The organism is Kitasatospora sp. NPDC093102, assembly GCF_040683915.1.
GTDB lineage: Bacteria > Actinomycetota > Actinomycetes > Streptomycetales > Streptomycetaceae > Kitasatospora.
In genome coordinates, this window is the sequence record NZ_JBFBFA010000006.1 from 95,734 (window position 1) to 112,953 (window position 17,220).

14 protein-coding genes and 2 pseudogenes are annotated in these 17,220 nt (G+C 72.9%); 3 read left to right on the plus strand and 13 right to left on the minus strand.

What is annotated here, in order from left to right:
- Nucleotides 1-54 precede the first annotated feature (54 nt).
- The 4 genes and pseudogenes from AB0O11_RS11090 to AB0O11_RS11105 form a co-directional block, all read right to left on the minus strand.
- Nucleotides 55-840, minus strand: a complete 786-nt coding sequence (locus tag AB0O11_RS11090) for an enoyl-CoA hydratase (protein ID WP_363384136.1) — start codon at nucleotides 838-840, stop codon at nucleotides 55-57.
- 144 nt (nucleotides 841-984) lie between these two features.
- A complete protein-coding gene (locus AB0O11_RS11095; protein WP_363384139.1) occupies nucleotides 985-1,164 on the minus strand; it encodes a hypothetical protein in 180 nt (59 codons plus the stop codon).
- Nucleotides 1,161-2,234, minus strand: a complete 1,074-nt coding sequence (locus AB0O11_RS11100) for an enoyl-CoA hydratase/isomerase family protein (protein ID WP_363384142.1) — start codon at nucleotides 2,232-2,234, stop codon at nucleotides 1,161-1,163. The genes AB0O11_RS11095 and AB0O11_RS11100 overlap by 4 nt, the downstream gene beginning before the upstream one ends.
- Before the next feature lie 191 nt (nucleotides 2,235-2,425).
- Nucleotides 2,426-2,551, minus strand: a pseudogene (locus tag AB0O11_RS11105) (TetR/AcrR family transcriptional regulator); the annotation flags it as partial.
- Between AB0O11_RS11105 and AB0O11_RS11110 the strand changes: the two are divergent.
- Nucleotides 2,544-2,684, plus strand: a pseudogene (locus AB0O11_RS11110) (SDR family oxidoreductase); the annotation flags it as partial. The pseudogenes AB0O11_RS11105 and AB0O11_RS11110 sit on opposite strands and share 8 nt — an antisense overlap.
- 124 nt (nucleotides 2,685-2,808) lie before the next feature.
- Here the strand turns inward: AB0O11_RS11110 and fahA are convergent.
- From fahA to AB0O11_RS11145, 7 genes are all read right to left on the minus strand, one after another.
- Nucleotides 2,809-4,029, minus strand: coding sequence for a fumarylacetoacetase (gene fahA / locus AB0O11_RS11115; protein ID WP_363384145.1), 1,221 nt, complete (start codon nucleotides 4,027-4,029; stop codon nucleotides 2,809-2,811).
- Nucleotides 4,026-4,991, minus strand: coding sequence for a hypothetical protein (locus AB0O11_RS11120; protein ID WP_363384148.1), 966 nt, complete (start codon nucleotides 4,989-4,991; stop codon nucleotides 4,026-4,028). The genes fahA and AB0O11_RS11120 overlap by 4 nt, the downstream gene beginning before the upstream one ends.
- Entirely contained in the window at nucleotides 4,988-6,190 is a 1,203-nt protein-coding gene (locus AB0O11_RS11125) for a cupin domain-containing protein (RefSeq protein ID WP_363384151.1), read from the minus strand. Before AB0O11_RS11125 ends, AB0O11_RS11120 begins: the two co-directional genes overlap by 4 nt.
- 81 nt (nucleotides 6,191-6,271) lie before the next feature.
- A complete protein-coding gene (gene hppD / locus AB0O11_RS11130; protein WP_363384154.1) occupies nucleotides 6,272-7,486 on the minus strand; it encodes a 4-hydroxyphenylpyruvate dioxygenase in 1,215 nt (404 codons plus the stop codon).
- A gap of 231 nt (nucleotides 7,487-7,717) precedes the next feature.
- The gene (locus tag AB0O11_RS11135; protein ID WP_363384157.1) at nucleotides 7,718-9,079 is read right to left on the minus strand and encodes a phosphoribosyltransferase family protein; all 1,362 of its coding nucleotides are present in this window, start codon (nucleotides 9,077-9,079) and stop codon (nucleotides 7,718-7,720) included.
- 260 nt (nucleotides 9,080-9,339) lie between these two features.
- Nucleotides 9,340-11,055 carry an acyl-CoA dehydrogenase family protein gene (locus AB0O11_RS11140; protein ID WP_363384160.1) on the minus strand — a complete coding sequence of 572 codons (1,716 nt, stop codon included), beginning with the start codon at nucleotides 11,053-11,055 and terminating at the stop codon, nucleotides 9,340-9,342.
- A gap of 218 nt (nucleotides 11,056-11,273) precedes the next feature.
- Nucleotides 11,274-11,828, minus strand: a complete 555-nt coding sequence (locus AB0O11_RS11145) for a PadR family transcriptional regulator (protein ID WP_363384163.1) — start codon at nucleotides 11,826-11,828, stop codon at nucleotides 11,274-11,276.
- Between the two features lie 185 nt (nucleotides 11,829-12,013).
- Here AB0O11_RS11145 and AB0O11_RS11150 point away from each other — a divergent pair, with 185 nt between their 5' ends.
- Entirely contained in the window at nucleotides 12,014-12,487 is a 474-nt protein-coding gene (locus tag AB0O11_RS11150) for an SPW repeat protein (protein ID WP_363384166.1), read from the plus strand.
- A 107-nt stretch (nucleotides 12,488-12,594) separates the two neighbouring features.
- On the opposite strand, the gene AB0O11_RS11155 is transcribed toward AB0O11_RS11150, so the two are convergent.
- Nucleotides 12,595-14,001 (minus strand): class II fumarate hydratase, encoded by a 1,407-nt coding sequence (locus AB0O11_RS11155; RefSeq protein WP_363384169.1) that lies wholly within the window; start codon nucleotides 13,999-14,001, stop codon nucleotides 12,595-12,597.
- A gap of 147 nt (nucleotides 14,002-14,148) precedes the next feature.
- Nucleotides 14,149-14,910: a carbon-nitrogen hydrolase family protein gene (locus AB0O11_RS11160; protein ID WP_363384171.1), complete on the minus strand. Its 762-nt coding sequence runs from the start codon at nucleotides 14,908-14,910 to the stop codon at nucleotides 14,149-14,151.
- Between the two features lie 332 nt (nucleotides 14,911-15,242).
- Between AB0O11_RS11160 and AB0O11_RS11165 the strand changes: the two genes are divergently transcribed.
- On the plus strand, nucleotides 15,243-17,201 hold the full coding sequence (locus AB0O11_RS11165; RefSeq protein WP_363384174.1) for a cholesterol oxidase substrate-binding domain-containing protein: 1,959 nt from the start codon (nucleotides 15,243-15,245) through the stop codon (nucleotides 17,199-17,201).
- Nucleotides 17,202-17,220: the final 19 nt, after the last annotated feature.

Here is a 17,220-nt window from a genome sequence, read left to right on the forward strand (position 1 = left end):
CAGATTTCAACATCTGAAATCTGTCAGCTGTCATCTGTCGGCCGTCCTCCGTCGTCAGCGGTTCTGGAACTCCGGCGGGCGCTTCTCGGCGAAGGCCGCCATGCCCTCCTTCTGGTCCGCCGTGGCGAAGGCCGCGTGGAAGAGCCGGCGCTCGAAGCGGACGCCCTCGGCCAGGGTGGTCTCGAAGGCCCGGTTGACGCTCTCCTTCATCATGATCGCCGCCGGAGCGGACATCGCCGCGACCGTCTCGGCGGTGGCCAGCGCCTCGGACAGCAGCTGGTCGGCGGGGACGATCCGGGAGACCAGTCCGGCCCGCTCGGCCTCCTCGGCGCCCATCATCCGGCCGGTCAGGCACAGCTCCATGGCCTTCGCCTTGCCGACCGCGCGGGTCAGCCGCTGCGAGCCGCCGATGCCGGGGATGACCCCGAGCTTGATCTCCGGCTGTCCGAACTTCGCGGTGTCCGCCGCCAGCAGGATGTCGCACAGCATCGCCAGCTCGCAGCCGCCGCCCAGCGCGAACCCGGCCACCGCCGCGATCACCGGCTTGCGCAGGGCGCCGAGCCGGTCCCACGGGCCCAGCCAGTCGTCCAGGTAGACGTCCGGGAACCGGTTGCCCTGCATCTCCTTGATGTCGGCGCCGGCCGCGAAGGCCTTCTCCGAGCCGGTGATCACCAGACAGCCGATCTCCGGGTCCCGGTCGAAGGCGGTCGCCGCGGCGACCACCTCGTTCATCAGCTGGGTGTTCAGCGCGTTGAGCGCCTTGGGCCGGTTGAGCGTGATCAGCCCCACCCGGCCCTTGCGCTCGACCAGGATCGTCTCGTAGGTCTCGGTCTCGGTCATCGCCGTCGACTCCCATTTCCGCTGCTCGGCGCCCGTGGGCGCGCCCTGACCACCCAACGATCTACGACGCGCCCCGCCTCGCGCCAGTCTTGGTATGCGAGACGCCGGTCACCAGGCCGCGGAGGCGGGCGGAAGTCGAGCCGGTCAGAAGCGGACGCCGTAGCGCTCCGCCGCGCGCCGTACGGTCTCCGCCGTGACCTCGCCCCGGCGGGCCGGAGCGGCCGGCGCCGCGACCGTCACCGACTCGGCGTCCACCCCGAAGTGCCGCCGCGCCGCCGAGCCGCCGCGCGGCTGTCCGAGAGGCCGAAGCCGGGCGGGGGTCACGCCAGGCCCAGCTCGTCGCCCTGGCGCGGGGCGAGGAAACGGGCGACATCCGCCGCCGTCACCTCGGCGAGCGTGCCGGGCCTCCAGCGGGGGTTGCGGTCCTTGTCGATCACCTGCGCGCGGATGCCCTCGACCATGTCGTGCCCCTCCAGCGCGGCGCAGGAGATCCGGTACTCCTGGTCGAGCACGGCCTCCAGCGAGGGGAGCGTACGGGCGCGGCGCAGCGCGGCCAGGGTGGTCTTGACGGCGGTCGGTGAGTTCGCCAGGACGGCTTCGGCAGCCTCCTTCGCCTCGGGGACACCGGAGTCCAGCAACCGTTCGACGATCTCCTCGACCGTGTCGGCCGCGTAGCAGGCGTCGATCCAGCTGCGCTGGGCGGCCAGTGCGGCGGGTGGCGCGGGCTCGGCGTGCGCGGAGACGAGGGCGGCGACCTCGGCGGTGGTGCTCCCGGTCGCCGCAGCGGTCCTCCGGCCCAGGGCGTCGAGCAGGTCCGGGATGCGCGGGGAGGGCACGAAGTGGTCCGCGAAACCGCACAGCAGGGCGTCGCCCGGGCCCATCGAGGCCGCGGTGAGCGCGAGGTGGGTGCCCAACTCGCCCGGGGCGTGGGCGAGCAGCCGGCTGCCGCCGACGTCCGGGGCGATGCCGATCCGGGTCTCGGGCATCGCGACGGTGGAGCGCTCGGTGACGATCCGCACCGCGCCGTGGGCGGACACGCCGACGCCGCCGCCCATGGTGATGCCGTCCAGCACCGCGACGTAGGGCTTCGGGTAGCGGGCGATCAGCGCGTTCAGCCGGTACTCGTCGCGGAAGAACGCCCGGGTGCCGGCCCCGCCCGCCTTGGCGTCGTCGTGCATCGCGCGGATGTCGCCGCCCGCGCACAGGCCGCGCTCGCCCGCGCCCGTCAGCACGACGGCGCGTATCCGGTCGTCGACGGCCCAGTCGTCCAGGGTGGCGCGCAGGGCGGTGACCATGCCGTGGGTCAGTGAGTTGAGTGCCCGCGGACGGTTCAGCACGAGCCGTCCGACGCCGCCGTCCAGGAACGCCTGGACCTCCGCCACCTCTGCGCTCATCGGGCCCGCTCCCGTCCCTCGGTGATGTCCACGTTCCGCGGAGTCCGCCGGGCCCTGGTGGCACCCGCCGCCGTCCGCTGTTCGTTGCCGGCGGTTCTCGCCGGTTCCTGCCGGAACCCCGGCGTCCACCGTACCGGGGGCGGCGGGCGGTTCCGATCGCCGGGCCGGGGGCGGGAGCGTGCGGCCGCGGTTCAGGGCCAGGCGCGCAGGGCGAGTTCGGCGGTGCGGGCCAGATCGGCGGCGGTGGCGCCGTCCCGGGCCTGCTGCGACATGCCCTGGAGCACCGTGCCGAAGTAGCCGGCCGGCGCCTCCGGATCGGCCTCGGCGGCCGCGCTCGGTCGGGTCGGGCAGCCGGAGGACATCGCGGACGTCGTCGCGTTCCTCGCCTCCGACGACGCGCGCTGGGTGACCGGACGGGTGGTCGACGCCACGGGCGGGTCGGGGCCGTAGGCGCGGGGCGGGGATGCGGGCAAAGGCGGGCCAACGGATGACAGCTGACAGATGATGAAATCTGTCAGCTGTCATCCGTTTGCTGTTATCTGTTCGCTGCTCGCTGTCCGCTACCAGCGATCCCTCAGCCCCGCACGCGCCCCGAGACCTCGCCGAACCCGACCACGGTGCCGTCCGGCCCGGGTGCGGTGGCGGTGATGGTCACCTCGTCGCCGTCCTCCAGGAAGGTCCGGGTCGTCCCGTCCGGGAGCTTCAGCGGCTCCTCGCCGTTCCAGGTCAGCTCGATCAGCGCACCCCGGGTGTCCCGCTCCGGCCCGCTGACCGTCCCGGAGGCGAACAGGTCGCCGGTGCGCAGCGAGGCGCCGTTGGCCGTCATGTGGGTCAGCTGCTGCTGCGCCGTCCAGTACATGGTGGCGAACGGCGGCCGGGAGACCGGGTGCCCGTTCAGCCGGACCTCCATCGCCAGGTCCAGGCCCCACGGCTCGCCGCCCCGGTCGTCCAGGTATGCCAGCGGCTCGACGTCGCGCGCCGGCGGCGCGACCCGGGCGTGTTCCAGCGCCTCCAGCGGGACGATCCAGGGCGAGACCGAGGTCGCGAAGGACTTGCCGAGGAACGGACCGAGCGGCACGTACTCCCAGGCCTGGATGTCACGCGCCGACCAGTCGTTGAGCAGGCAGACGCCGAAGACGTGCTCGCGGAAGTCGTCCAGCGGGACCGGCCGGCCCAGCTCCGACGGCGCGCCGACGACGAAGCCGACCTCGGCCTCGATGTCCAGCCGACGCGACGGCCCGAAGGTCGGCGCGGCGTCGGTGGGCGCCTTGCGCTGCCCGTGCGGCCGTACCACCGGCGTGCCGGAGACCACGACCGTGCCCGCCCGCCCGTGGTAACCGATCGGCAGGTGCTTCCAGTTGGGGGTGAGCGGCTCCGAGCCCGGGCGGAAGATCCGGCCCAGGTTGGTGGCGTGGTGCTCCGAGGCGTAGAAGTCGACGTAGTCGGCGACCTCGAACGGCAGGTGCAGCTCGACCTCGCCGGCCGGCAGCAGCGCCGGTGACAGCGCCTCGCGGAAGGACTCGTCGGTGAGCCAGGTGGTGAGGTCGGCCCGCATCCGGGTCCAGGCCGGACGCCCCGCCGCCATCAGCGGGTTGAGCGAGTCCGCGTCCAGCAGCACCGAGGGCGCGCCGGCCGCGCGGGCGGCCGCCCCGGCGTCCAGCACGAAGTCCCCGACGCGCACGCCGATCCGGCGCCGCCCGGGCTGGTCGGCGGCGGTGAACACGCCGTACGGCAGGTTGTGCACGCCGAACGGCGAGTCCTGGGCGCTGGTGAGCCAGCTGCGGGGGGTGGTCAACGGTCCTCCTGGTGCAGTGGACTGGGCGACGACAGCAGGCCGAGCGCGGCCAGGTCGCCCAGGGGCTCGGCGATGCTACAGGTGCCGAACGCGGTGAACGAGTTGCGGATCACCGTGACCTGATAGTCTGTCAGTGCACGTACGGCCTTGGCCAGTACCTCGCCGTCGCGCTCCGCCAGCACCGCCGCGGCCGTGGCCCGGTCGGTCTCCTGCGCGGCCAGCAGCACGTTCAGGAAGCCGTGGTGCTCGAAGCCGGTCTCCGGGTCGGTGTGCCGGACGGCGTTGTGCAGCCCGGCCGTGCACTTGTACGGCAGTCCGCGCCGCGCGCAGCCGGTCAGGAAGGCGGCCAGCTCGTCCTCGTCCGGGAACGCCTCGGCGACCAGCCCGCCGGTGCGGAACTTCGCCCGGTACGGGCTGTCCACCAGCACGTCCAGGGCGGCGTCCAGCCCGTCCCCGCGCAGGAGTTCGCGCGGCAGCTCGACGGCGGCCGGGACGTCCGGCGGCAGCAGCCGGTCCAGCGCGGCCACCGCCTCGACGGCGTCCCGGGTGGCCAGTTCGACGCCGGCCAGCTCGAACGGTGCGGCAGCGGCGAGCGCCGGGGCGAGCTCGGTGCTGCCCCCCGGCAGCACCAGCCCGACCTTGAGCGGCGGGTCGCCCGCCGCCGCGCCGTCCGCCCCCGCGGTGCCCCTCTCGGCCGCGGCGGCCGCCACGGCCGCGGAACCCTCGGCCGTGGAAGGGCCTGCGGCCGTGGGGGAGTTCGCGACCGCGGCGGCCAGTTCGCCCAGCCGGCCCGCCCCGCAGAGGAAGGGGCCGACCGCCTCGGCGTACCAGGCCGCGCGGTGCACCCGGTGCGCGGGCACCGCGTCGACGACCGGCAGGTTCCCCGGCGGGAACACCGCCGCGTCGTCGAACAGTCCGCGGAACAGCTCGGGGATCACTCCCCCCGAAGGCAGCGCGTTCATCGCCCGGGCCCCCGACCGGCCCAGGTCCAGGCATAGTCGGGGTCCTCGCCGGCCCGGCCGCCCTCGCCGAGTTCCAGCGGACGGAAGGTGTCCACCATGACGGCCAGCTCGTCGAAGAACTCCGCGCCGATGCTGCGCTCGTACGCCCCCGGCTGCGGCCCGTGGGTGTGCCCGCCGGGGTGCAGCGAGATCGAGCCCTGGCCGATGCCGGAGCCCTTGCGGGCCGCGTAGTCGCCGCCGCAGTAGAACATGACCTCGTCGCTGTCCACGTTGGCGTGGTAGTACGGCACCGGGATCGACAGCGGGTGGTAGTCCACCTTGCGCGGAACGAAGTTGCAGATCACGAAGCCGTTGCCCTCGAACACCTGGTGGGCCGGCGGCGGCTGGTGGATCCGGCCGGTGATCGGCTCGAAGTCCTTGACGTTGAAGGCGTACGGGTACAGGCAGCCGTCCCAGCCGACCACGTCGAAGGGGTGGTGCGGCACGGTGTAGCGGGTGCCCGCGATCCCGTTCGGGCCGCGGTGCTTGACCAGCACGTCGACGTCCCCGGGGGCGTCGACGACCAGGGGGCCGACCGGTCCGCGGAAGTCCCGTTCGCAGTACGGCGCGTGCTCCAGCAGCTGCCCGTACTTGGAGAGGTAGCGCTTGACCGGGGTGATGTGGCTGTTCGCCTCGATGCAGTACGCGCGCACCGGCTCGTCGCCGGCCGGCACCCAGCGGTGGGTGGTGGCGCGCGGGATGATCACGTAGTCGCCCTGCCCGACCTCGATCGAGCCGAACACCGTCTCGACCGTGCCGGAGCCGGACTCCACGTACACGCACTCGTCGCCGAGTCCGTTGCGGTAGAGCTCGCTCGGGGCCCCGGCGGCGACGTACGAGATCCGCACGTCGCCGTTGCCGAGGACCAGCCGGCGGCTGCCGACGACGTCCGCGGACTTCCAGTCCTGGTCCGTGAACAGCTCGTGCAGCTTGAGGTGACGGGGGAGGAGCGGGTGGTTGGGCACCGTGGACTGGTCCGGCAGTTCCCAGGGCACCGCGTTGACCACCGCCGACGGGATGCCCCGGTGGTAGAGCAGTGAGGAGTCCGAGGAGAACCCCTCCTCGCCCATCAACTCCTCGTAGTACAAACCGCCTTCGGGGGTGCGGTGCTGGGTGTGCCGCTTGGGCGGGATGCTGCCCAGCTGCCGGTAGTACGCCATCTCCGTGGTCCTCCTCGACCGTATGGCAGAGATCCGTTCGGTGAACCGGTCAGAGACCCGTTCGTCGGAGCTCGTCGACGCTCACAGGTTGCCGCGTCGGTCCTGCTCGCGCTCGATGGACTCGAAGAGCGCCTTGAAGTTGCCCTTGCCGAAGCCGAGCGAACCGTGCCGCTCGATGAACTCGTAGAAGACGGTGGGGCGGTCGCCGATCGGCTTGGTGAAGATCTGCAGCAGGTAGCCGTCCTCGTCGCGGTCGACCAGGATGCCACGCTTCTTCAGCTCCTCGATCGGCACCCGGACCTTGCCGATCCGCTCGCGCAGCTCCGGGTCGTCGTAGTAGGCGTCCGGGGTGGAGAGGAACTCCACGCCGCGCGCCCGCAGCACGTCCACGGTGGTGAGGATGTCGTTGGTGGCGAGCGCCATGTGCTGGCAGCCGGGGCCGGTGTAGAACTCCAGGTACTCGTCGATCTGGGACTTCTTCTTGGCGACGGCCGGCTCGTTGAGCGGGAACTTCACCCGGTGGTTGCCGCTGGCGACGACCTTGGACATCAGCGCGGAGTACTCGGTGGCGATGTCGTCGCCGACGAACTCGGCCATGTTCACGAAGCCCATGACGCGGTTGTAGAACGCCACCCACTCGTCCATCCGGCCGAGTTCGACGTTGCCGACGGCGTGGTCGAGGGCCTGGAAGAGGCGCTTGGGCGAGCCCGCCGGGTGGGTGACCTTGCTCTCCGCGACGACGTAGCCCGGCAGGTACGGGCCGTGGTAGCGGGAGCGGTCGATCAGGGTGTGGCGGGTCTCGCCGTAGGTGGCGATGGCCGCGCGGCGCACGGTGCCGTTCTCGTCCGAGACGTCGTTCGGCTCCTCCAGCACGGTGGCGCCGGACGCGCGGGCGTGCTCGATGCACTTGTCGACGTCCGGGACCTCCAGGGCGAGGTCGACGACGCCGTCGCCGTGGCGGCGGTGGTGGCCCAGCAGCGGGCTGTCCGGCTGGACGCCGCCCTTGATCACGAAGCGGCAGGAACCGGAGCGGAGCACGTACGCCTTGCGGTCCCGACGGCCGGTCTCCGGGCCGGAGTAGGCGACCAGCTCCATGCCGAAGACGACCTGGTAGAACTGGGCCGTCTGGGTGGCGTTGCCGACCACGAAGACGACCGCGTCCTGGGCCGTCACCGGGAACGGATCGGCGGCCGCGTCGTGCTCGACGAGGCCGACGAGGCGGCGCAGCTGGTCGGCGTCAAGACCGGCCTCGCGCTCCTCGGGGGTCAACTCAAGGGCGTGGGACTGCGGGGTCATCGCTCGTTCCTCCACTTCGGGCCTCGCCGTCGAGGCTCCCGCCGGATCACGACCGCACCGCGAACGGGTGGGCGGTGTGGTTGCGGAGAGCTTGCTACTGTCGGGATGGTTGGGCAACAGGTCGGATTTCGACTGCTCAATGTGTACAAGCTGGTCAGGAAATCCCGCTGTCGGCTGCGCAAAATGCGCTGCTGACCGGGAGCGATACACGACGTCTGCGCAATGGGACGGTCACGCGCTTCCGCGGCCCCTGGGGCGCGGGAGGTGGCGGAGGAACCAGTCCGAGGCCAGCTCGGCGACCCGGTCCAGGGTTCCCGGTTCCTCGAACAGGTGGCTCGCGTGCGGCACCACCGCCAACGCGGTCTCGCAGCGCAGCCGGCTCCGGGCCTGTCGGTTGAGGTCGAGCACGGTGGAGTCCATGGAGCCGACGACGAGCAGCGTCGGGGCGCGCACCCGGGCCAGCGCGTCGGGCGCGGCGAGGTCCGGGCGACCGCCCCGGGAGACCACGGCGCGCACGGCCGGGCCCAGCTCGGCGGCGGTGTACAGCGCGGCCGCGGCGCCCGTACTGGCGCCGAACAGGCTGAGCGGCAGGCCCCGGGTCTCGGGCACGACGGGGTCCGGGCCGCCCTCCTCGGCGCCCAGCCGCCGGGCGACGGCGGTCAGCCGGCCGCCCAGCAGCGTCACGTCGAACACGTTCCGCCGGTCGGGTTCCTCGTCCTCGGTCAGCAGGTCGAACAGCAGCGTGGCCAGACCGGTGCGGTTCAGGTACTCGGCGACGTGCCGGTTGCGCGGGCTGTGCCGGCCGCTGCCGCTGCCGTGCGCGAAGACGACGATCCCGCGCGCGCCGGCCGGGACGGTCAGCCGGCCCGCCAGGCGGACCCCGGCGACGGGCAGCAGCAGCTCGCGGTCCACCCCGGTGGAGGTCGCGGGCGGGTCGCCGCCGGCCTCGGCCAGCAGCCGCAGCACCTCCTCGTCCTCGGTCTGCGAGAAGTCGGCGTAGAACTCGCCGATCGCGTAGAACGGGGACGGCGTGTCGACGCAGACCAGCTCGTCGGCGACCTCGCCTAGGCGCTCGGTCCAGTCCGAGGGTGCGACCGGGACCGCGAGCACCACCCGGGCGGCGCCGTGCGCCCGGACGATCCGGCAGGCCGCCCGGGCGGTCGACCCGGTGGCGATGCCGTCGTCCACCACGACCACCGTGCGTCCGCGCAGGTCGGCGGCCGGCCGGTCGCCCCGGTAGCGGCGGGCCCGGCGCTGGAGCTCGGCGCGCTCGCGCCGCTCCACCTCGGCCAGTTGCTCGTCGGTGACCGCGGAGAACCGGATCACCTCGTCGTTCAGCACCCGGACGCCGCCCTCGCCGATCGCCCCCATGCCGAGCTCGGGCTGGTAGGGCACGCCGAGCTTGCGGATCACGCAGATGTCCAGCGGCGCGCCGAGCGCCGCGGCGACCTCGGCGGCCACCGGCACGCCGCCCCTCGGCAGCGCCACGATCACGGTGTCGGGGCCGGCCAGGTGGCCCAGTCGGGCGGCCAGCCGACGGCCCGCCTCGGTGCGGTCGGCGAAGTGGGTGAAGTGGGTTCCGGTGACGTGCATGACACGGCCTCCGGTTCCACCGTACGTCGTTCCGGCCCGGCTCGGGGCGGTCACGGGCGGCGGCTCCGGGGGTGCGGGCGGATGGCTCCCAGGGGTGCGGACGGAGGGCGGCGCACGGGGTCGGTAACCGGTCCGGACCAGCGCGGGACCGGGGTGGTGTTCGGCGGCGAGGTGGGTCGGCGACGACCGGAGCCCCCGGAGGGGTGAACCGGGGGTGCCGGCCCGCCGACCTGCACCCCCGGGGTCCTGGTGCCCGTGCGCTACGGCTGCATCTCGTACGCGCCGGAGAGCGCCTCGACCCGCGCCCACACCCGGGTGTCCCGCGCCGGGTCGGCGACCGGGCGGCGCACGTTCGCCAGCGCCCAGGCAGCCTGCTCCTCGGTGGCCGAGGCCTTGCCGTGCAGCTCGGTGGCGTGCGCGGAGAAGTCGCGGACCAACGCGTCGAAGATCCGGTCCAGCACGTCGCCGCCGTGGTCGGAGGCGGTCAGGCCGGTCAGCTCGGCCTGCTCCAGCACCAGCTGGCCGTAGACGATCAGCGCGAACAGCTGGCCGATCTCCAGCAGGAAGTCCAGGTCCGCCTGCTGCTCCTTGCTCGGCGCGTTCTCGAGCAGCAGCGCGCAGAAGCCGTCGGCCTGTTCGCGGAAGCGGGCGACGTTGGGCAGCTCGGCGTGGCGGTCGTAGGCGGTGCGCCAGTCGTGGAAGCGGATCGCGCCGAGGCCGCGGGCCGGGCCCTGCCGGAACAGGAAGGCGTCGTCGGCGGCGTCCAGGCGGGTCGGCACCGGGGCGTAGTCGGCCGGGGCGAACAGGTAGTTGCCCATGAACTTGAGGATCAGCGCCAGGTTGACGTGGACGGTGCCTTCCAGCTTCGGCAGGCCGCGGATGTCCTTCGCGGCCTTGTCGAAGTAGGTGTCCGCCTCGAAGCCCTTGGCCGCGATGACGTCCCACATCAGGTCGATGACCTTCTCGCCCTCGGTGGTGACCTTCATCTTGGTCATCGGGTTGAACAGCAGGTAGCGGCGGTCCTCGGGGGAGGCGGTGCGGAAGTAGTCCACGGCCCGCGCGCTGAACAGCTTCATCGCCACCAGGCGGACGTACGCGTCGGTCAACTCCCGCTTGACGTGCGGGAAGTCGGTGACCCGCTTGCCGTACAGCACCCGGTTGTGGGCATGCGTGACGGCCTCGTACATCGCGTGCTCGCAGATGCCGACCGAGGCGGTGCAGAGGTTGAACTTGCCGACGTTGACGGTGTTGAGGGCGGCGTCGAAGGCGGCCTGGCCGGTGTGCAGCACGTCCTCGGCGCGCACCGGGTAGTCCTCCAGGCGGAACTCGCTGACGTACATCTGCGCGTTCACCACGTTCTTGACCAGGTGGTACGCGTCGTGGCGGCTGTCGGCGGCGAAGAAGACGTAACCCTCCGGGCCCTCGACGTCCGAGCGGCGGCCGAACACCGAGACCAGGCCGGCCACGTTGCCGTTGCCGATGTAGTACTTGGAGCCGGTCGCGGTGAAGCCGCCCTCGCCGTCCGGGGTGAGGATCATGTCGGTGGAGTAGATGTCGGCGCCGTGGGTGCGCTCGGAGAGGCCGAAGGCCATCACGTGGCCGTCGGCGAGGAGCTTGGCGGCGCGGGCGCGGACGGCCTCGTTCTCGCTCTGCCAGACCGGGCCGAGACCCAGGATGGTGACCTGCCAGGTGTACCAGTAGCCGAGGCCGTAGAAGCCGAGGATCTCGTTCAGCTCGGCGATCCGCGCGGTGTCCCAGCGCTTGTCGGGGTCGGCCGCGGCGGGGGTCAGGAACTCCGCGAACAGGCCCTCCTTCGCGGCGAAGTCCAGGAAGTCGGCGTACCAGCTGCGGTCGATGTAGGTATCGATCAGGGCCTTCTTGCCGCGGGACTCGAACCAGTCCACCGTCGCGCGCAGCAGCCGGCGGGTCGGCTCGTCGAACTGTGCGGGGTCGTAGCTGCGCGGGTTGAAGAGCATCGAGGGGCTCCCGAGGGGTCGAGGGTGTGGGGAGGGCGGGTGGCGGGCCGCCGGGTCCGGATGGCAGGTTTCAGATTTCAGAATCTGTTATCTGTTATCTGTCATCCGTTGCCTGTCGGCTGTTCGCCGTCGTCCGGCGCCTGTCGTCCGGCGCCCGTCGTCCGGCGCCTGTCGTCCGGACGGGACGGCAGGGCGGGGTGGTCGGTCAGGACGGATGGTCAGGACGGCCGGTCGGCGGTGAGGCGGCGCAGGGTGGCGAGCACGTCGTCGAGCCAGGCGAGCGTCATCCGCTCGTACTCGATGCCGCCGCGCAGCACCACGTGCTGCAACTGCTGCCCGGCGTCGAGCGCGGCGGCGTCGGGGAAGTCCCGCTGCTCGCCGTGCAGGTACCGGGCGAGCAGGGCGGCGTGGCTCTCGCGGTGGCGTTCGACCTCGGAGACCAGCGCGGCCGGGTCGTCGAAGGCGGCGGCCCGGATCTTGACCGCGAGCTCGTGCCGGACGGTCTCCGGCTCGACCGGTTCGCGCAGCCAGCCGGCCAGCACGGCCCGTCCGGCCTCGGCCGCCGAATAGACCTTCTTGTCCGGACGTCCGTCCTGGGGGATCTCCTGCGCGGCCACCCAGCCGTCCGCCTCCATCCGCCGCAGCACCCGGTAGATCTGTTGGTGGGTGGCGGTCCAGAAGCGCCCGATCGAGCGGTCGAAGCGCCGGGCCAGTTCGTAGCCGGAGCCGGGCTGCTCCAGCAGCGAGACGAGGATCGCGTGCTCCAGTGCCATGGCCCGCATCCTGCTATGCAACGAGTTGCATAGGCAATGGCGACCCGGATGGTTGAGACGCAGGTCACCGGCGTGATCGGATGGTTACCGGCCATTCCGGACCATCAGGTGCAAAACGCTAGATAAGCGCCAGAATGGGTACGGGGCAAGCGCCTTACCGGTTCCGACCACAGGAGGTGGTATCGGTGGCAACCCATATCCCGACGACGGGCATGGAGCACCATCCGGACATCGTCGAACTGCGCGAACGTTACGAGCGGGTCACAACGACCCCCCGCGCCCAGGGCGTGGAGGCCCTGGCTGTCCTGGCCGGTCTCTTCCTGGCGGCATCGCCATGGATCGTCGGCTTCACCGCGTACAGCACCCTGACCGTGACCTGCCTGATCGTGGGTCTGGCCTACACGGTCCTGATGGCCGGCTACGGATCGGCCTACGAGCGCACCCACGCGCGGGCCTGGGCGGCCGCCGCGCTCGGTGTCTGGACGATCATCTCCCCCTGGGTCGTCTCCGGGTCCGTCGCGCACGGCAAGAACATCGTGACCTGCATCATCGTGGGTGCCGTGATGTTCCTGCTCGGCCTCGCGGCGATCTCCATGGCGACCATGACCTCGAACGGAGCGTCGATGCGGCGCGGCCGGGCCGGCCGTGCCAAGGACTGATCTTCCCCGCAGCCCGTGACCGGGGCGCGGGGGCGCAACCGCCCGCCGCGCCCCGGCGCGCGTCCGCGGGCGTACCCCGACGCGCGCCGGCCATTGCACGGCCCCCACTAAGGACGCGTCATCCGCAGCACGTCCAGGGCCTCGTCCAGCTGCTCCTCGGTGAGCCGGCCCTGCTCGACGTAGCCGCGCTCCACCACCACCTGACGGATCGTCTTGCGCTCGGCCAGCGCCTGCTTGGCGACCTTCGCGGCCTCCTCGTACCCGATGTAGCGGTTCAGCGGGGTCACCACCGAGGGTGAGGACTCCGCGTACTCCCGGGCCCGTTCGACGTTGGCGGTGATGCCGTCCACCGTTCGGTCGGCCAGCAGCCGGGCGCTGTTGGCGAGCAGCCGCACCGACTCCAGCACGTTGCGGGCGATCACCGGGAGCATCACGTTCAGCTCGAAGTTGCCGCTCGCGCCCGCCAGCGCGACCGTCGCGTCGTTGCCCACCACCTGGGCGGCGACCATCAGCACCACCTCGGGCAGCACCGGGTTCACCTTGCCCGGCATGATCGACGAACCGGGCTGGAGATCCGGCAGGTTGATCTCGCCGAGCCCGGTGCGCGGACCGGAGCCCATCCACCGCAGGTCGTTCGCGATCTTCGTGAACCCGACCGCCACCGTGCGCAGTTGACCGCTCAGCTCGACCAGGGCGTCCCGCGCGCCCTGCGCCTCGAAGTGGTTCCGGGCCTCGGTCAGCGGCAGGTCGGTCACGCGGGCGACCTCCGCGATGACGGCCGCCGGGAAACCGGGCGGGGTGTTGATGCCGGTGCCCACCGCCGTCCCGCCGAGCGGGAGTTCGGCCACCCTGGGGAGGGTGGCCAGCAGCCGCTCCCGCCCGTGTCGCACCTGCGCCGCGTAGCCGCCGAACTCCTGACCGAGCGTGACGGGCGTGGCGTCCATCAGGTGTGTGCGGCCCGACTTGACCACCCGGGCGAACTCGGCGGCCTTGCGCTCCAGCGCCTCCGCGAGGTGCTCCAGCGCCGGCACCAGGTCGTGCGTGACGGCGGCGGTGGCGGCGATGTGGATCGAGGACGGGAAGACGTCGTTGGACGACTGGCTGGCGTTGACGTGGTCGTTCGGGTGGACCGGCCGGCCCAGCCGCTCACCGGCCAGGGTGGCGATCACCTCGTTGGTGTTCATGTTGGACGAGGTGCCCGAGCCGGTCTGGAACACGTCCACCGGGAACTGGTCGTCCCAGCGCCCCTCCGCGACCTCCCCGGCCGCAACCGCGATCGCCTCCGCCGTCTCCTCGTCCAGCACCCCGAGCCGGGCGTTCACCCGGGCCGCGGCGGCCTTGATCCGGGCCAGCGCGGCGATGTGCGCCCGCTCCAGCCGCTGGCCCGACACCGGGAAGTTCTCCACCGCCCGCTGCGTCTGCGCCTGCCACTTCGCGTCGGCCGGCACCCTGACCTCGCCCATCGAGTCGTGCTCGATCCGGTACTTCTGCGGCTTCTCCTGCTGGCCACCCATCGCGCGCTGCACCTCCTGTACGGGCCCGACCGGCCCGGAACGGATCTCCGATCACCACAGCCGCGCGTGGGGCGCAGGTATTTCCGGTCGGGTGGTCCGGTCCGGTCCGGTCCGGACCGGTTCCGGGCCCGTGCCCGGAACCGGCGCCTACCGCCGGGGCAGCGCGGCGCGGACCAGCTCGCCCGGGGCGGTGGAGGCCTGGACGACGAGGTCGCCGCCCGGGGCCCAGACGCCGGAGCCGCCCGAGGTCTCCAGGTACTCGCCGCTCGCCCCGGCGCAGGTCGCCAGCACGCACCACACCCCGTGGGCGGCCGCCCGGTCGCGGAAGTGGCCGTCCCGGCGCTCGGCCTGGGCGGCGCCGGGCCCGTAGAGGGTGGAGGCGACGTAGGCGTCGATGCCGAGTGCGGCGGTCTCCTCGGCGTGCGCCGGGTCGGCGGCGTCCGCGCAGACGGCCAGGCCGAGCCGCAGGCCGTCCAGCTCCAGGACGACGGGCTTCTCGCCGGGGGCGAAGCGCTCGACCTCGGCGCCGTGCAGGCACATCTTCCGGTAGACGACCTCGGCGCCCTCCCCGGTGACCGCCAGCGTGGCGATGGACTCGCGCCCGTCGGCCTCGGCGACCGGTGCCCCGACCAGGGCGACGGCACCGGTGGCGGCGCAGGCCGCCACCAGCGGCGCGAGGCGGGCGTCCGACGGGTCGACGGCCGGTGCGGCCAGGTCGTAGCCGGTCAGCGACAGCTCGGGGAACACCACCAGCCGGGTGCCGGCCTCCCGCACCGCCGTGGCGTGCAGGGCGACGTTCTCGGACACGGTGTCCGGACGGCCGGCGGCGGCGCAGACGGGCTGGGCGACGGCGACGGTCAGTGCTGCGGGCACGGGAGCGTTCGCGAACGAGGACGCGGACGAGGGCATGGCGGAGCCTCCGGCGGGCGGGGTGGGGTGGTCGTGATCAACCTATGCGCCCGCCGAGGACACGGGCAACAGAGCTCGGGCGAGGGGCCGGGCAGGTGGATCGGGCTCCGGGGCCGATCGAACGGATCTCACTCGAAGGAGTGAGATCCAGGGCGGACGCTTCAAACTGCCGTGCGCCCCTCCATACGCTCCGGACCGGGCCGGGCGGACTCCGGCCGGACCCGGATCGCCGTAGCCCGGCCCCGGGGGACCAGCGCGAGGGGGCGGACGGACGGATGACCACGGAACACGGCCCGATGGGCGGAACGGGTGGCGGGGCGACACCGACGGGGATGACCCCAACGAATGCCCGAGCGAATGCCCCGGCGGACACCCGGAAGAGCACCCCCGGCGGCCTCACCCGCAGGCAGCTGCTGGGCGCGTCGGCGGCGCTCGGCGGCGCGGCCTGGCTGCTGCGCGGCACCATCGGCCCGGACAGCGCCGAGGCCGCCGCGCCCGTACCGCCCGGACTGCCCGCCGGCACCGAGCTCTACCAGCGGGTCTTCCAGAACTGGTCCGGCGAGATCCGCACCGACCAGCTGTGGACCTGCGCGCCCCGCACCCCCGAGGAGGTCCCGGCCCTCGCCGACTGGGCGCACGCCAACGGCTGGCGGCTGCGCGCCTCCGGCTACCGGCACACCTGGGCGCCGCTCACCGTCGCCACCGGGACCCCGGAGAGCGCCCGGATCCTGCTCGTGGACACCAGCCGGTACCTCACCGTCATCAGTGCCGACGCGCCCGGCACCGTCCGGGTGCAGACCGGCGCCACCATGGAGGCCCTGCTCGCGCACCTGGCCGCCCGCGGCCTCGGCCTGACCGCCTGCCCGGCCCCCGGCGAGATCACCGTCGGTGGTGTGCTCGCCATCGGCGGCCACGGCACCGCTGCCCCGGCGGCCGGGGAGGTGCGGCCGGAGGGGCACGGGTACGGCTCGGTCAGCAACCAGGTCGTCCGACTCACGGCCGTCGTCCTCGACCCGGCCACCGGCCGCTACGCGCTGCGCACCTTCGACCGCTCCGAGGCCGACAGCGCCGCCTTCCTGGTGCACCTGGGCCGCGCCTTCCTCACCGAGGTGGTGCTGCGGGCCGGCGCCGACCGGCCTCTGCGCTGCGTCAGCCGGCTCGACATCCCGGCGAGCGAGCTCTTCGCCCGCCCAGGCACCGGTGCGGGCACCGGCACGGGCGCCGGTGCGGATACCGGTGGGGGCGGCGGGCTCGGGGGAGTGCTCGGGGGAGTGCTGGGCGGAGTCCTCGGCGGGGTCCTCGGCGGCGGGGGAGGCCCGCGCACCCTCGCCGACTTCGTGGAGCGCGACGGCCGGGCCGAGGTGATCTGGTTCGCCTACACCGAGTACCCCTGGCTCAAGACCTGGAGCGTCACCCCGAACAAGCCGCTCGCCTCCCTGGCCGTCGACCACCCCTACAACTACCCCTTCTCGGACAGCATTCCGGAACCGGTCGCCCGGCTCGCCGACGAGATCGTCACCGGCGCCTGGGCATCGGCTCCGCTGTTCGGCCAACTCCAGTACCTGGTCGCGAAGGTGGGGCTCACCGGAGACATCACGGACGTCCTGCTCTCCGGCGAGCTGCTGCGCCGACTGCTCAGTGGCGAGGTGCTCACCCACCTGCTCGCGGGCGGACTGCGCTCCGACCTCTGGGGCCCCTCCCGCACCCTGCTCCAGTACATCCGCCCGACCACCCTGCGGGTCACCGCGAACGGCTACGCGGTCCTCGCCAAGCGCGCCGACCTCCAGTGGGTGGTGAGCGAATTCGCCGCTCATTACCGGGAGTTGCTCGCGGCCTACCAGGCCAGGGGTGAGTTCCCGGTGAACGGCGCGGTGGAGATCCGGGTCACCGGCCTGGACGACCCGGCCTCCTCCGGCGTCCCCGGCGCCCGGCCCCCGCTGCTGTCCGCGCTGCGCCCGCGCGCCGACCGCCCCGAGTGGGACACGGCGGTCTGGCTGGACGTCCTCGCCTTCCCCGGCACTCCCGGACTGGAGCGCTTCGCCCGGGAGCTGGAGCAGTGGCTGTTGCGCACCTTCGACGGCACCCGGGCGGGCCTGCGGGTCGAGTGGTCCAAGGGCTGGGCCTACACCGACGCCGCCGCCTGGTCCGATCCCGACCTGATCGACCGGGCCGTCCCCGACAGCCTGCGGGCCGGCGGCGGGCCCGGCTGGGACGAGGCGGTCGCGGTCCTGGACCGCCACGACCCGCACCGGGTGTTCGGAAACCCCTTCCTGGACAGGCTGTTGAAGTAACCGACGCGCACCCCGCGAT